The sequence below is a fragment of the Neobacillus sp. KR4-4 genome, from assembly GCF_042136325.1.
GTDB lineage: Bacteria > Bacillota > Bacilli > Bacillales > Cytobacillaceae > Neobacillus.
In genome coordinates, this window is the sequence record NZ_JBHHJU010000017.1 from 50,317 (window position 1) to 65,147 (window position 14,831).

General features: G+C 37.3%; 14 protein-coding genes. 6 read left to right on the forward strand and 8 right to left on the reverse strand.

Annotated features, from left to right (window positions below; all coding sequences use genetic code 11):
* Nucleotides 1–323 precede the first annotated feature (323 nt).
* Entirely contained in the window at nt 324–1,313 is a 990-nt protein-coding gene (locus ACE198_RS17290) for an ABC transporter substrate-binding protein (protein ID WP_375376411.1), read from the reverse strand.
* 99 nt (nt 1,314–1,412) lie between these two features.
* Nucleotides 1,413–2,306 (reverse strand): TauD/TfdA dioxygenase family protein, encoded by an 894-nt coding sequence (locus ACE198_RS17295; protein WP_375376412.1) that lies wholly within the window; start codon nt 2,304–2,306, stop codon nt 1,413–1,415.
* Between the two features lie 466 nt (nt 2,307–2,772).
* On the opposite strand from ACE198_RS17295, the gene ACE198_RS17300 reads away from it, so the two are divergent.
* Together ACE198_RS17300 and ACE198_RS17305 are read left to right on the forward strand one after the other, a co-directional pair.
* Nucleotides 2,773–3,540 carry an ABC transporter ATP-binding protein gene (locus ACE198_RS17300; RefSeq protein WP_375376413.1) on the forward strand — a complete coding sequence of 256 codons (768 nt, stop codon included), beginning with the start codon at nt 2,773–2,775 and terminating at the stop codon, nt 3,538–3,540.
* A gap of 23 nt (nt 3,541–3,563) precedes the next feature.
* Nucleotides 3,564–4,388: an ABC transporter permease gene (locus ACE198_RS17305; RefSeq protein ID WP_375376414.1), complete on the forward strand. Its 825-nt coding sequence runs from the start codon at nt 3,564–3,566 to the stop codon at nt 4,386–4,388.
* A gap of 141 nt (nt 4,389–4,529) precedes the next feature.
* On the opposite strand, the gene ACE198_RS17310 is transcribed toward ACE198_RS17305, so the two are convergent.
* Nucleotides 4,530–5,042, reverse strand: a complete 513-nt coding sequence (locus tag ACE198_RS17310; protein ID WP_375376415.1) for a hypothetical protein — start codon at nt 5,040–5,042, stop codon at nt 4,530–4,532.
* Nucleotides 5,043–5,253: 211 nt separating this feature from the next.
* Between ACE198_RS17310 and ACE198_RS17315 the strand changes: the two genes are divergently transcribed.
* Both ACE198_RS17315 and ACE198_RS17320 read left to right on the forward strand, forming a co-directional pair.
* Complete coding sequence (locus ACE198_RS17315) at nt 5,254–6,222, forward strand: cupin domain-containing protein (RefSeq protein ID WP_375376416.1); 969 nt, start codon at nt 5,254–5,256, stop codon at nt 6,220–6,222.
* Between the two features lie 30 nt (nt 6,223–6,252).
* Nucleotides 6,253–6,489, forward strand: coding sequence for a DUF1450 domain-containing protein (locus ACE198_RS17320; RefSeq protein WP_098573239.1), 237 nt, complete (start codon nt 6,253–6,255; stop codon nt 6,487–6,489).
* A gap of 144 nt (nt 6,490–6,633) precedes the next feature.
* On the opposite strand, the gene ACE198_RS17325 is transcribed toward ACE198_RS17320, so the two are convergent.
* From ACE198_RS17325 to ACE198_RS17345, 5 genes are all read right to left on the reverse strand, one after another.
* A protein-coding gene (locus ACE198_RS17325) for an IS3 family transposase (protein ID WP_375376417.1) occupies nt 6,634–8,189 on the reverse strand; the annotation gives its coding sequence in 2 pieces (ribosomal slippage) (nt 6,634–7,544 and nt 7,544–8,189; 1,557 coding nt in all).
* A 123-nt stretch (nt 8,190–8,312) separates the two neighbouring features.
* Complete coding sequence (gene fdhD / locus ACE198_RS17330) at nt 8,313–9,134, reverse strand: formate dehydrogenase accessory sulfurtransferase FdhD (protein ID WP_375376418.1); 822 nt, start codon at nt 9,132–9,134, stop codon at nt 8,313–8,315.
* A 33-nt stretch (nt 9,135–9,167) separates the two neighbouring features.
* On the reverse strand, nt 9,168–11,525 hold the full coding sequence (locus ACE198_RS17335; protein ID WP_375376419.1) for an FdhF/YdeP family oxidoreductase: 2,358 nt from the start codon (nt 11,523–11,525) through the stop codon (nt 9,168–9,170).
* A 170-nt stretch (nt 11,526–11,695) separates the two neighbouring features.
* Nucleotides 11,696–12,052, reverse strand: coding sequence for a Na-translocating system protein MpsC family protein (locus ACE198_RS17340; RefSeq protein ID WP_375376420.1), 357 nt, complete (start codon nt 12,050–12,052; stop codon nt 11,696–11,698).
* Between the two features lie 580 nt (nt 12,053–12,632).
* Nucleotides 12,633–12,806 (reverse strand): hypothetical protein, encoded by a 174-nt coding sequence (locus ACE198_RS17345; protein WP_251462426.1) that lies wholly within the window; start codon nt 12,804–12,806, stop codon nt 12,633–12,635.
* A gap of 325 nt (nt 12,807–13,131) precedes the next feature.
* Here ACE198_RS17345 and ACE198_RS17350 point away from each other — a divergent pair, with 325 nt between their 5' ends.
* A complete protein-coding gene (locus tag ACE198_RS17350; protein WP_375376421.1) occupies nt 13,132–14,364 on the forward strand; it encodes a benzoate/H(+) symporter BenE family transporter in 1,233 nt (410 codons plus the stop codon).
* Between the two features lie 163 nt (nt 14,365–14,527).
* Nucleotides 14,528–14,770: a glutaredoxin family protein gene (locus ACE198_RS17355; RefSeq protein WP_375376422.1), complete on the forward strand. Its 243-nt coding sequence runs from the start codon at nt 14,528–14,530 to the stop codon at nt 14,768–14,770.
* Nucleotides 14,771–14,831 lie beyond the last annotated feature (61 nt).

Consider the following 14,831-nt stretch of genomic DNA (forward strand, 5'->3'; position numbering starts at 1 on the left):
TAGAAATTCATCTTCAAGTTTCCATATTCCCTATTAAATCTATAAGATTTAGATTTGCTTGAATAAAAGAAGCTAACCTAATAAGGTCAGCTCCCTTTGTAACTAAATATTTGGTGAAAGGGCACTTAGTAAAAATTGAAATAGAATTAATCCCAAAATAGTACCTATTATACTTGTAAATTTAGACCAGCTTTATAATTGTGTACGCTCATCTGAGTTTGGAGTCATAACACTCGCTAAAGCATTAGCGTCGGCTGCAGTACATCCATCAAATCGGATGGTGTCAGGCACTCTTTTTATTTTACCTATTTCACTTTTTGTTGCTATTTTTTAAAAGCTGCATCAAGGTACTCATTATGGATTTGTTCTTTATAGTTAAATGCTTTCTTGATGTACCCTGCATCGGCTAATGTGTCAATGGAATCTTGCTGGGCATTAATAGACTCCTCTGTAAAAAGGATATTAGGTTTTTCGGCTGTGATGATTTTCTTAATTAGTTCTGCTGGAAGTTTGGTTGCACGTGAGTAGATTTCCGATGCTTCGTCTGGATTTTCAATTTGCCAATCGGCTGCTTTTTTGTACACTCTTAAATAGGCTTGAACAATCTCAGCATGTTCTTTTGCAAAGCCTTGTCTTGCTATAATAGCACCAGGGGCAAATATTTTTTTATTTACATCTAGAGTTACTGCATTCCCTTTTTCAACATTATTTAGGTAATACGGATTCCACGCGGACCATGCGTCTAATTTTTTGGATTCGAAGGCCGCTTGGGCATCATCGGGTTGAAGATTGATGAGTTTCACATCATCCGTCGTTAAACCATTCGCTTTCAATGCTTTAATTAGATACACATGAGCCGTTGTCCCAAGAGGAACACCCACGGTCTTTCCCTTTAATTCCTTAATGTTCTTAATATCTCCATTTTTTTGCACTAAAATCCGAACATTCGATTCTCCTGTACCGGTTTGGGCAATCACTTCAAATGGAAGTTTTTTATCTAAACCTGCGATTAACGCACCATCACCTAAAAACGATAAGTCCACACGATTGGAAGCCAGTGATTCTAACAGCGGGGGTCCGCTTGTGAATTCACTCCATTTAACGTCGGCATTCAGCCCCTTAAACTCTTCTTCGAACCAGCCTTTTTCCCTTGCAATGACTAACGGTCCCATCTTTCCATTTAATGCAATATTCACTTTAACATGAGCATTTTTTGCAGCTGTTTTTTCTGCGGATGAACCACATCCTGCCAATAAAAAGATCATGGAAATGACCAATAATATTCCTAATAAGTGCTTACGATATTTCTCCATCTTTAAATCTCCTCGTATGTATCCTTATTATGAAAAAAAGAGGTTCGTCCATGAGTGTAATCCCCGTATCGGAACCTCTAATTATCAATGGGTTAGATTTTATTTTTTAACTATTAATTGGCTTACCTCGTTTTCTTGATTAACAGGTACGTCTTTTCCGACTGTTACACGCCGTACCACACGATGACGATCTCCGTAGTCTGCAACTGCATAATGTTGCGTGGCCAAATTATCCCAAATGACCACATCCCCTTCCGACCATTTCCAGCGGACGGTATTTTCTAAACGAGTCACATAAGAATCAAAGATACTTAACAATCTTTCAGATTCGCTGGTTGTATAGCCTTCTAACCTTCCCGCAAATCCTCCTAATAACAAATGCTTTTTGCCGGTTTCGGCGTGAACATGTACAACTGGATGTCTTGTTTTAAAAACCGTTGATTCAAAAACATCACGATATTTTTTTGTCACTTCATTAACATCAATATCACTTCGTTTATACTGTGCATAATCAAATTCATTGGAATGAATTCCCCATAACTTATCAGCTAATTTTTTTAAGCCATCCGGAAGGTCTTCATACGCTGCATTCGTATTTGCCCAAACCGTATCACCGCCAACCTCTGGAATGGTTACCCCTCTTAATATGGAGTATTTCGGAACTTCAGGAACAAAGGTAACATCCGTATGCCAATGATTCGCTTTTGCACCTACCGCAGAGTCCAACTCAAAAATATAGTTCGTATTATCTTTTACTGGTACGGTCGGATGTGCATATGGTTCACCTAATAATGTTGCAAACGCTTCTTGGGATGCATCCGTTAAATGATTTTGCTCCTTAAAAAATACGACCTTGTACTCGTTTAGTGCTTGTTTAATTTCATTCAGGATACTTGATTCTAAATTCCCGCTTAATTGAACACCTTGAATTTCTGCACCAATTCTTCCTGCTTGTGGTACCACTTTTAATTGTTTTGTTTGAGAAGCTGTCATTTTTAAATTCCTCCTAGTTATCATGTTTTATATTTTTTTGAAAACCAACGTAAACCTCTTTTCATTCGCCTCCTGACTATTTATTTCCCACTTAACCTAGTGATATAGTCGGGTTAATATCAGAAAAACAAAAAGAGATCCAACAAATTGAGCCTGATGCTCTCTTTGTTAAATCTCTAGTCGACTAGTGGATTTTATCACTATTTATTTAATTGGACTAAATTGGCAAGTGGTTTGTGTATGAATGCATCTTATCAGGGTTCCAAATAGTCTGTCAATTACTTTTTTGATTATTCCTATAAATTTAGTTGGTTTTAATGTCTTGATTATTACTATTAACCATGTTAAATTGTTATAAATTAATTCATTCGAATGAATCGACTAGTCTACTGGAGATTCGGCGAAAAGACACATAGGTCTTTTCGCTGAATCTCTTTTTTTATTTTAAGAAAGGATGATGAACATTATGGTAGCCACAGTAACAATTAATCATGTAAGAAAAACGTTTAACAGTGACAATGAAAGTATTAGAGTTTTAGAGGATTTTAATCTTTCCGTAAAATATGGTGAGTTTCTAACTATTATTGGTCCCAGCGGGTGCGGAAAAAGTACATTATTGAAATTAATTGCTGGACTTGATTTAGATTTTGAAGGCGAGATTAAGATTGCTGAAAGGTCTGTGAATGGTCCCTCTAAGGATCGCGGCTTTATTTTTCAAGAACATCGTTTATTTCCATGGTTAAACGTAGAAAAAAATATTGCAGGTAACTTGTCATTAAAAGATCCAGATATACGTTCAAAAGTGGACCAGTTAATTTCACTTGTAAAACTTAACGGATTTGAAAAAGCCTATCCGCGGCAATTATCCGGGGGAATGTCTCAACGGGTGGCCATCGCCAGGGCCTTGCTGCGGAATCCTGAAGTGTTATTGTTAGACGAACCGTTTGGTGCATTAGATGCCTTCACCCGCAACCATCTCCAAGAAGCGTTACTTGAAATATGGGAGGAAAATCAGACGACAATGATGCTTGTCACCCACGACATTGATGAGGCGATCTTTCTGTCCTCTAAAGTCGTCGTCATGGATGCAAAACCAGGGCGAATCAAAGGGATTGTCCCTATTGATTTACCTTATCCAAGAACAAGGATTAGTAAAGCTTTCCAAGAATACAGAACCGTTATCTTGAAACTACTTGATCACCAAGTTAACGAAATAGAAGATTGGAGCATTTAACTAAAAAAGGAAGGATGATATCAATGTCTACACAAACAATTGCACAGAACAAAGCCATTTCCATTAAGAAAAAGAAAGCAGCAAAAACAAAAAGTTACTCTATTTGGCGAGGATTAACGCTGCCTGTTGTCGTATTGTTTTTATGGCAATTGTTAAGTTCGCTCGGAATCTTGTCCGAACAATTATTTTCATCACCACTGTTAATTGTCAACCGCTTCATAGAACTAATCCAGTCAGGGGAGATGGCTAAACATTTGCAAATTAGTTTATTTCGAGCATTTCTCGGCTTTGCTATTGGCGGTTTTCTTGGATTATTAATAGGTGTCATTGTTGGCATGAACAAAAGGGCGGAGGAATATTTAAACCCAAGTATCCAAATGCTCCGCACTGTCCCACTGCTTGTGATTACACCACTATTTATTATGTGGTTGGGGTTTGGTGAATTATCTAAAATATTACTTATTGCTTTAGGGGCCTTTTTCCCTCTATATTTACAAACCTTTTTAGGCATTCGTAATGTAGATAAAAAACTATACGATGTTGCTCAAATTTTAGAGTACAGCCGAATAGAGCAAATCACTAAGCTCATGATTCCAGCTTCTCTACCGAATATTTTACTTGGTATACGATTAGCCCTAAGCGCTGCCTGGATGTGCTTAGTTGTCGCCGAGTTATTGGGTGCAGATAGAGGTGTGGGCTTCATGATCCAAGATGCCCGTTCATTTATGCAGACAGACACTGTCTTTGTTGGCATTATCATCTTTGCTCTTGCGGGTAAAATATCCGACTCGATTGTCCGCTTTTTAGAACATCGTTTACTTAAATGGCAAGATAGCTTTAAAGCATAACCAAAACCAATCCATTCACATCTATACCACTAACATAGAAAAGACGGCTAAACCTACTACAACATAAAAAGACTACTTCCTATTCATATGGAAGTAGTCTTTTTTGTAGGCAATCTTTGAATTAAAAGTGGAAGTGATCTTCTACTTAAATAAATTAAATGCCATTTTTGTGTTGGATTCAAATAAATCCATAAATCCTTTTTGTGCAATTTTAAATTGATTTAAAGCTTCTTCACTAGTCTTTTTTTGCATTTCGATACTATTTTTAATCGATTGTTGGAACTGCTCTTGTGCCTGATTTAATAAATTTAAACTTTCTTTATATGGAGATGAGGTCAACTGTTGAACACGGTTGTTTAATTCATCCAGTTCATCATTCCACTTTTCGAAAGTTTGGCTTGTTTCTTCACCGTAAACTGTTTCAATATTTTCCTTTATGTAATCGCGAACTTCAGCAATTAGGTTTTTCTGTTGTTCCTGGATTGAATTCATGTCACCAGTAATTTTCTCCAATGATTCTTTTTGTGTTGCGAATGCTTGTAGCAAAAGATTTTCTATTTCTTTTTGAGAATCAGTCACCTTGTCCAAGCTGTTAGTCCAAATGTTGTAAAGAGATTCACCAAAATTTGTTACGAACTCATTGTTAAATTCCATTATATAAAACCTCCAATTAATTTATAACCATATATGTAAATTACACTTATAAGAGGGATTTGTCAAATGAATATTCTTTATATTGTTTAAATTGTTTACTTTTTTCTTCATATATTAAATACAGAAGAAAAATTTACCATTATACCTAAATTGGTATTATAATATAAATGATTAGAACAAAAATATTTTTCATATCAAAGGAGGATTACATATGTCAAAAAATGTTCAACCTGGGGAATTTCATATTGGAACTGTAAGCGAAAACTGGACCGAGGATGCCCTTTTTTACGAGTATAGTACGGCTGCTGATCCAATTGGCAGTGGGATTATTAGTCCGATTCCTCCTAAAGAATTTGCACCTGAACTATATAATTCAGGAGAAACTCGTATTATATCATTGGATTTATCGAACGAGTTGAAAACCAAATATCCTGCAACAAGTCCGTCCCTGCTTGCACATTTTATCCGAATTAATGCAGGAGATTCGATTCAGACGCAGCCAAACGCAACCAGTGAATTATACTATATTATTTCCGGGGCTGGTACAACCGAGGTCAATGGTCAAACCATCAGTTGGAAAAAAGGTGACTTTTTAACACTTCCAGCCGGATCAAGTAGTCGTCATTTTGCGTCTGAGGATTCCACCATTTATTATATTTTGGACACTCCACTCCTTGATTACTTGGGAGCTAAAGCGACGGAAGCGCGTTTTAAGCCGACACTTTATACTGCGGAACAGGCGAAGGCAAAATTAGATGAGGTAGCTAATGCACCCGATGCCCATTTAAAAAATCGTATCTCCATTCTATTAAATAATCAAAATTTCGAACAGACTTTAACCATTACACATGTTTTATGGGCTATGTTCGGTATTGTTCCTGTAGGCTCAAACCAGGCGCCTCACAGTCATAAATCCGTTGCCCTTGACTTTGTTGCTTATGCTGCACCTGGGACCTATACATTAGTGGGGGATAAGGTAGACCCTCTTACAAAACAAATTATTGATCCAATTCGAATTGACTGGGTAACAGGAAAAGCCTTCGTAACCCCGCCAGGGCTGTGGCACTCTCATCATAATGAATCAGGGGAACCAGCATTCATCATCCCCATCCAAGATGCAGGTCTACAAACATACCTTCGTACTTTGGATATCCAATTTACTCATTATGATGAGGAATAGGAGTATTCTAATAAAAGAAGAAAAAGTAGAATGAGAGTGGCTAAGTTTTGTGAGCGTAATATTAAGGTAACTGATGCGGACAAAGTCATTGACCTTCTTCGACTGCATTATCAGAATGATGTAGATGTTAGCATTGTAGACTGTTTTAGAAGGTGTTTAGAATGCAGGGTAAGACCGTTCTGCCGTATTCAATTAACAACCATCGAGGCTGATGATGCTGAAAGCTTGGTAAATAAAATACTGCAAACGGTGAAAACAATTACGTAAGAAGACCATCGCACACCGCGAAAAAAATCAAACCCAAGTGAGGATTAAATCACTTGGGTTATTTCACGTTATTAAAATAGTGTCAGGCACCTTCTAAAATGAAGTGACACCCGTCAAGTAGACAGTGGAAATAAATAAATGACACTAAGCGGCTTGAGCCCTGTATTCTAAGGGGCTTAGGCCGTTTAGTTTTTTTTGTAATCGTTCATAATTATAAAATTTTATGTACTCCTCAATGTCTTTCTTCAGCTCTTCAAAGGTGCTGTACTTGTTCAGATAATACTTTTCACTTTTCAATGTTCCCCAAAAAGCTTCCATTGGTCCATTATCGATACACCTTCCGACCCTCGACATACTCTGAACCAGCTCTGCCTTATCAATTTTCCTTTTAAAAGTAGGGGAAGTGTATTGAAATCCTCGATCACTATGGAGGATAGGTTTTGCTCCTGGGTTAGTTTCCAAAGCTAAATCGAGGGTATTAAATACCAATGGATTATTATTTGAATTGCCTAATACATAACTGACAATGGATCCATCGTACAAATCTAAAATCGCACTTAAATAAGCTTTTTGTGAGACTCCATACTTCAATTCAGTTACATCTGTTAACCATTTTTCATTTTGCTTCTCTGCGTGGAACTCTCTGTTCAAGATGTTCTCAGCTACATGTTGTGGAGTGCTTGGCTTATACTTTTTCCTTTTGCGTCGAATAACGGATTGTATTCCAGCTATTCTCATTAATCGATACACTCGTTTATGATTAATGGACTTTGGTAAGGTACGATTTAGGTTCATCGTAATGCGGCGGTATCCATATATACCGTCCACTTTCTTATATAGACGTTTTATCTCCTCCAGGATTTCCTCATTCATCTTTTCATTCTCAGGAGGGGTGCGATTAAGCCATTTATAATAAGAAGAGCGTTGAATTCTCGCAATTTCACATAATAGCACAATGGAGAATTTCTCTTTCTCATGAAGTTCTTGAATAGCTGTATATTTATCGGCCAAACGGACCTGGCTTATCTCTTTAACCGCCTCCTTTCGAGTTCCTCCAACTTTTTTAAGAATGCATTCTCCGCCCGAAGGCGTTCATTTTCCTGCTCTAACCGCTTCATTTCGCGCTGTATTTTCTCTTCAGGGGTTAACTCTGATTCCGTTTTACGCTTCCCCCTCTTATCTTCTAGACCGTCCGGTCCTTCCTTCTCAAACTTCTTTATCCATTGATACACCTGTTGATAGGAAACATTAAAGTGATCAGATGTTTGTTGATAGTTTTTCCCGTTCTGTATGCAATACATAACAATCTCAAATCGTTCCTCAAATGTCGTGGATCGGCCTTTAATCATAGAGTTCTTCTCCCTTTTCGTCTCTTCTATTTCTCTATGATCATTATAAATCCTAATCCATCCTTGTAACACTGAACGACTTGATATTTCATACTTACGTACAATCTCAACTTGAGAGAATTGACCCGAAAGAAAGTCATTAACCGCAGCTGTTTTTACTTTCTTCGAATACCGCTTCCATTCCCCCGAACCCTGAAGCCATTCAGTTCCATATGTCTGAAATTGATAAATCCAATCATTCAGAGTTCTAGAAGATATGTGGTGTTGTTTACAAAAGTCTGAAACTGAGATTTTTCTGTTTTCATAAGCCGTTATTATCTCAAATTTTTCTTGTGATGAATATTTCCCCATAGAAAAAGCCCCCAAAAAAGTAAACAGATTTTTATTATTTCATCTGTCTACTTTATCGGGAGCATATCAAAATGGAGGTGCCTGACACTATTATCTGTCCACTAAATGAATTTTTCAAAATCCCTATAAAACAGATATTGATGAACGCTTATTTTCAATCCCTTTTATGCGCTCCTGATGGGTATACACATTAAATCCGTTCGCTCGGATAAAGCCAACTGCTGTAATTCCTAGTTCTTCTGCTAAATCTAGAGCAAGATTGGTAGGTGCAGATTTTGATAGAATAATTCCTACTCCAATCTTGGCTGCTTTTAGTAACACTTCGGATGAAATTCGGCCACTGAAAGCAATGATTTTATCCTTAAGTGGTATACGGTTAATCAAGCAATAGCCAAAAAGTTTATCGAGTGCATTATGTCGACCGATATCCGTTCGTGCTGCCACAATTCCATCCCTCGTACATAGAGCTGCATTATGGACCCCGCCGGTTTGTTGAAAATGTGAAGAGTTTTCTTGCATTTGCTTCATTAACTCACGGCATTGTTCTGGTGTAACCGTCAATTTGGTCATAACCGTTTTCGCTGTCTTTACATCGTTATGAAAGTAAAATTGCCGCCCTTTTCCACAACAAGATCCAATAAATCTCTTCGAATGGAAATCTTTTTGGATAGAATGTTTATTTACAAGATCAACGTATGCAAAACCTTTTTCTTCATCGATATGGATTGATTGAATATCCTGGTAGACTCGAATCACACCTTCAGAAGCTAGGAACCCGACCACCAATTCTTTCAATTCAGAAGGGGTGCACACCATGGTGGCAAACTCCGTTCCATCTAATATAATCGTTAGGGCAGATTCGACGGCAATGTCATCCTCTTCCTCGATGAAGTTTTGTCCATTGTACTTGACAATATTTTGAGAAGTAGTAATTTCCTTTAACAAATGAAGTACCCCTTTCCATGGATTTTCTTACCCTTAACCAACCTCTGTTTCGAGATCAGCAATTGGCTTTTCTAAATATTGAGTATCTTTCCGTGCATGATATCGTTCTGCTTTTTCTACATTAACAATGATGTTATAATCCGGAATGCCGGCAAATTTCTCATAACGACCGCGCGGCAGCAAATAGTTCCCTTCTGGAAAATGAACTTCTAAATTTCCCTGTGCAATATCAACAAACTTAGCCGTACCTTGGAAGACACCAAAGCCGTTATAAACAACAATGCCTTCTCCCTCAGCAATGCTTAATTTTTGCCCATCAACAGGACTCATTAAAATATCGTAACGACCGGCACCGTTTAACGGATCCACTTCTTTATACACCATCGAGTTAAACTGCTTGCCACGGCGGGAGGTAATAATAAATTGTTCCGGTTTTTTATTTAAATCCGGGATATCAACTGGAATTAACGTACCTCTGCTATCTGGTGTTGGACAAACTCCATCTTCACATAACCAAGCACCACCCCACTGGAACACGTCTCCTTGCTTTTTCAAATGCTGAATTCCATTGTAATCAGGGTTTGCTTTGGCAATTTCCTCACGAATGGCCTGACCGTCAACAAAATCTACCAATTGGGCTGTTTCTGGTTTCACACGCTTCGCAAGGTCAAGATATATCTTCCATTCCGCACGTGCTTCTTCAATCATATTTTTGTTACCCGTAATTTCAGGAGAGAAGTAAACCATCCGTTCTGTTGATGTACTCGTGCCGCCTCCTTCTTGCTCATAACGGGTTTTCGCCGGTAACACGATGACAGCTTCTTTCGCATCAACTAACGTAGATGTGTTTAAAATAATATCTTGATGAACGCGAATCTCCAGTTCGGATAAGGCCTTCTCAATAAAGTCAGGGTCTGGCATCGTTTCTAAGAAATTACCACCAGAAAGGTAATATAATTTCACTTTCCGCTCATGATCTTCTGGAAGGACAATGTTTTCTAGGGTAACGCCAACGATATCCCCCTGCCAGTTTGGCAGGTCAAATCCCCAAAGCTGTTCGATTCGTTCTACATTTTTTTCGTCCCAGCCTCCGCCAGGTAAAACAAACGGATCTGCCCCCATTTCTCCGCTGCCTTGCACACTGGAGTGTCCACGGAACGGCATAAGACCAGCGTGCTTTCGCCCTAAGTGTCCACGCAGGAGGGCCAAATTTGCGACTTGAGAAATATTGTCTGTCGCAAAAGAGTGCATCGTCAGTCCAAGCGCCCACGCATATACCGCATTTTTGCTGTTCGCTAGAAGTTCAGCTAATTCTATGATTCTATCTTTTGAAACGCCTGATGACTCGATGATATCTTCCCAAGATTGATCTTGGACCTTCTTCTTCAATTCTTCGTAACCGTTTACATGGTCCTCTACGAACTCATGATTAATCGCCGAACCATATGCTTTTACTTCCATATCAAACCAATGCTTCATAATTCCATGCATAAAGGCAATATCCCCGCCGATATTGACTTGATAGAAATCATCGGCAATTTTTGTTCCGAATAAAGCAGACTCAGGGTTTGAAGGAATCCAATACTGATCCATGGCTGGTTCGCGGTATGGGTTAACCACAATGATTTTGGTCCCTTTTTTCTTGGCCTCAAGCATATATTTTGAAGATACCGGTGATGAGTTCGAAGCAACACTTCCCCAAAACAATAAGACATCTGTTCCAATCCAATCTAGATAATTGGATGTAGAAGCTCCCACACCAATCGAACGTTTTAAAGCTGTTTTACTGGGAGCGTGACAAATACGGGAAGCGTTATCAATATGATTCGTCCCAAGAAAACGCGCGACTTTCGCTGCAACATAATAACTTTCGTTTGTAATCCCTCGAGCGGTTAAATAAAAAGCATATTGTTTTGGATCCAACTTTTTCATTTTTTCTGCAATGAGATCCATGGCGTCATCCCAAGTAATCCGTGAAAATTTACGTTCCCCTTTGCGACGAATCATCGGATAAGGAATCCGCCCCAGCTTACGAAGTTCAGTGCTATCATATTTCTTAAGTTCATCAATGTCTGCATGCAGGATTTCAGGTTGAATCGCAGGCATTGTATTTAGGCGAAGCACATTCAAACGTGTGGTGCAAACGTGTGGTCCATCCAATGTTTGGTCATATAACCCAGACACACCAAGTGCACAACCGTCACAAACCCCTTTCGTTATAATCCGTGTGGCATAGCCGATATTATCTTTATTATCCCATGCGATTTTCATTGTATCGCGGATATGCTGCGGCTTAATCTTTCCTAGTCCAAATGGAATCGGACTTACCCAGTATTTAGGAGCAGGTAACTTTGCCTTTTTTTGTGGTCCTGGATGTTGCGTTTTCCCCATTTTCATTTCCTCCTTAATTATGTCAATTGCTATTTTTCGAATAAAAAACCACCTAAGAAAATATTCATCCGTTAAAACGGACAAATAGCTCTAGGTGGTTAGTCTTTAACAGGGTCGCTGTCAAGTGCCAACAATATGTAGTTGAATGATGTTTTATCAAAATCAACTTTTTAGCTAAACTTTTCCTCAATATCTTGATCAAACACGAAGATTGACATCCCCATATCGTCTTCAATATCAATATCCACAAAGACACGAATGAATTTTACGCCCAGTAGTTCTTCCATTTCCTGAGGGTAGTTTTTTTTATAAATCTCTTTGACCATTTCTGTACGAGCAGATCGTAACATTTGTTTCCCATCTTCAGCTGAAGCAATAAATTTTTCAATCGGAGATAAATTACCTTCCAATTCACAAATTGCCCAGTTTTTGCAAAACTTTGTACGAACTTGACTAGGGCCTTTACCCATATGACGTTTTCTGTAGGCGCGAACAATATTACTGAATTCTGCTTCATATTTATTCACATGACTCAACTCACTTGTTTTTACTCAATATTATCACTATGTTAATGATGTTTATTCTATAAGTATACTATATAACGGAATAAAAATAAAAACCATTGTAATAGATTCTTTGAAGATTCCTTAAAAAAGGCGGAATCCCATTTGAATCATTACAACGGTTCGCCTCAAACAGGTTCGCTGTTACGCACCAACTGTTATAATATTTTTCCCTTGTCATATGAGTTAAACCTTTAAACCGATCAACAGGTTCGCTGTTTCGTATTAAAAGAGACTCATATTTAATACATCGTAAATTTCACAAATTGTTCACATTTATCTTTTTAATCATAGCATGGTAGTGAAATCAGGACAATAGAAAATATTTTCAATTCCTGTTAAACCTGAATACATTATAATAAAACTTTTTTTGTTGAAAATATGCAATTAGCAATTGCCGAAAATGAATTGAATCTCTAATTGATATTTTTGACATTCGCTTTGCCCATTCATTGGACCAAATGGAGAAATATCCGCTTTTACATCTTTAGTAAATGCGGATGTAATCCAGTTTGATCAACAAATTTCATAAAACAGCACCTTCTTATTTTATTCGTTTCATTCTTTTTTCCTTTTTGGCTTTCATGAGTTTTTGCTTTTTGACCATTTTCCTTCTTTCTAACTCTTTGGAACAATCTTCACTCCATGAAATTAATTCTTCATCAGACATTGTTGGTATTCTTTCAATTATTTCGTTTAATTTTTCCCATCTATTCATGTTTAAAAACCCCTTCAAAAGATTATGTTGATAGTCTTTGTTGAGTGTAACTTCTTTTATACAATTTTTCTTTTTTCTTTTCTTTTTTCCCTTGGCTAGTTCACTGAAAGTTATAGCGACCCTTGTTTTAGTGGGTCAAAGGTTTGGATAGAATCTTTCATATTGAAAAAAGTGGATGAGAATAAAAGATTCAAATTGGACCTTTTAAAAACTTCGAAATCATCTATGATTAAAGAACAGCTTCTATTGCAACCATTATATAAAGGTACAAATACATGCGAAAGGAACTAATAGAAGAACTATTAACTAAAAAGGGGCAAAATTTATGGATCGTACCCAAGAGAAAAGCAAATGGAGAAGGAATATTTTATTAGATCTAAATACCAAAAATATAGCTGCGGGGACAGTTGCAGGAATATTCGTGATAACAGGACCATCAGCTCTAATACTAGAAGCCTCTTCAAATGGAAATTTTAGTACAGCACATACCATCCTATGGATATTTTCCGTTTATGTATTTGGAGGCTTATTAGGAATTTTCTTACCATTATACTATCGAATTCCTATTGTCGGGGGTCACTCCTTAACAGGAGTTGCATTTCTTGCTACTATGACAAACCAGTTTACTTTCAATGAATTAATAGGGGCATACATAGTTTCAGGGCTGTTGTTGTTACTCGTTGGATTACTAAGTTTTTTTTCAAGATTAGTAAATTTGGTACCTAGGGAAATTATTTCGGCGATGCTATCAGGAATGATTATGAAATATATGGTGAATTTTATTGTTTCCACAACCCAACTTTTTCTAGTTGGGGGTATTTCTCTGATCACTTTTTTTGTTTTTAGTAGATGGAAGACAAAAATTCCTCCTGTGATTGCAGCAATTGTCATTGGGACGATTGTACTATCCCTAACCTATCCCATAAATATAGGTAATTTGGTTCCAGGAGAGTTTTTTCCACAAATTCAACTACCAAATTTTAATACAGCTAGCTTTCTTTCTGTATCAATACCACTTGCATTACTAATTTTAAGTAACGATGTGGCAGTTGGGATAGGTGCATTAGAACAAAATCATTATCATACTCCCATAAATCGAATAGTTTCCTTTAGTGGAGTATTTTCTGTGATCTCGGGCTTCTTTGGGGGGCAATCGGCAAATATTGCCGGTATGGCAACCGTCATTTGTTCGGATGAAGAGGCAGGTCCGAAGGAAAAAAGATTCATGGGAGCAGTTGTTTCAGGTGCTCTCTTATTAATCTATGGCCTATTTTCATGGAAACTCGTTCCTTTTATTCAAGCCTTGCCAAAAGAATTTATCTCCATCATTGTTGGATTTTCACTTCTTGGAGTGTTCAGCAAAAATATCCATCAAAGTTTCTCTAGTCCATCAATGAAAATAAGCACAACATTCGCCTTAATTATTGCATTATCCAATATTACAATATTAAATATAAGCTCTCCTATTTGGTCCTTATTGATAGGTACTGTAATTGCTAGATATATAGAAAAGGATACAATGGGAAAAATTGAGAATGATGGAAAAAGAACTGCTTAATTCATAATTAATATAAGTAACATTTTTCGAAATGAAAAAACATGAATCTAATTCTAATGCGCCCCAACTAAACCTTAATCCTTTTTACTACTTCAGTATAAAATGGTACACATAGAAACAGAATTCATTGTACAATGGCTATAATGAAATGGAGGTAATAAAAATGAAAAAAGTAATAATTTATTCACAAGAAACTTGCCCGCCTTGCCATGCGGAAAAATTATGGTTTAAAGAAAATGGGATTGAGTTTGAAGAAAGAGACATACGGAAAAACGATCAATATTTGCATGAACTGATTGGACTTGGAGCAGCAGCTACACCAGCAACCGTTATTAAAGATGGGGATAAAGAAGAAGTAATCCTAGGATTTGATCAAACGAAATTGGCTGAAATATTAGGAATATAAAAAGTACGAAAGAAAAAACACTGTATGATCAGCGATTGTTACTGTCATCAGTGTTTTTTGT

Coding starts and splice junctions, on each gene's coding strand:
- ACE198_RS17295 (WP_375376412.1), bottom strand. CDS start 2,306: ATGACAGCTTCTCAAACAAAACAATTAAAAGTGGTACCACAAGCAGGA.
- ACE198_RS17335 (WP_375376419.1), bottom strand. CDS start 11,525: ATGGGGAAAACGCAACATCCAGGACCACAAAAAAAGGCAAAGTTACCT.
- ACE198_RS17355 (WP_375376422.1), top strand. CDS start 14,528: ATGAAAAAAGTAATAATTTATTCACAAGAAACTTGCCCGCCTTGCCAT.
- ACE198_RS17310 (WP_375376415.1), bottom strand. CDS start 5,042: ATGGAATTTAACAATGAGTTCGTAACAAATTTTGGTGAATCTCTTTAC.
- ACE198_RS17300 (WP_375376413.1), top strand. CDS start 2,773: ATGGTAGCCACAGTAACAATTAATCATGTAAGAAAAACGTTTAACAGT.
- ACE198_RS17315 (WP_375376416.1), top strand. CDS start 5,254: ATGTCAAAAAATGTTCAACCTGGGGAATTTCATATTGGAACTGTAAGC.
- ACE198_RS17345 (WP_251462426.1), bottom strand. CDS start 12,806: ATGAATAGATGGGAAAAATTAAACGAAATAATTGAAAGAATACCAACA.
- ACE198_RS17290 (WP_375376411.1), bottom strand. CDS start 1,313: ATGGAGAAATATCGTAAGCACTTATTAGGAATATTATTGGTCATTTCC.
- ACE198_RS17320 (WP_098573239.1), top strand. CDS start 6,253: ATGAGAGTGGCTAAGTTTTGTGAGCGTAATATTAAGGTAACTGATGCG.
- ACE198_RS17305 (WP_375376414.1), top strand. CDS start 3,564: ATGTCTACACAAACAATTGCACAGAACAAAGCCATTTCCATTAAGAAA.
- ACE198_RS17350 (WP_375376421.1), top strand. CDS start 13,132: ATGGATCGTACCCAAGAGAAAAGCAAATGGAGAAGGAATATTTTATTA.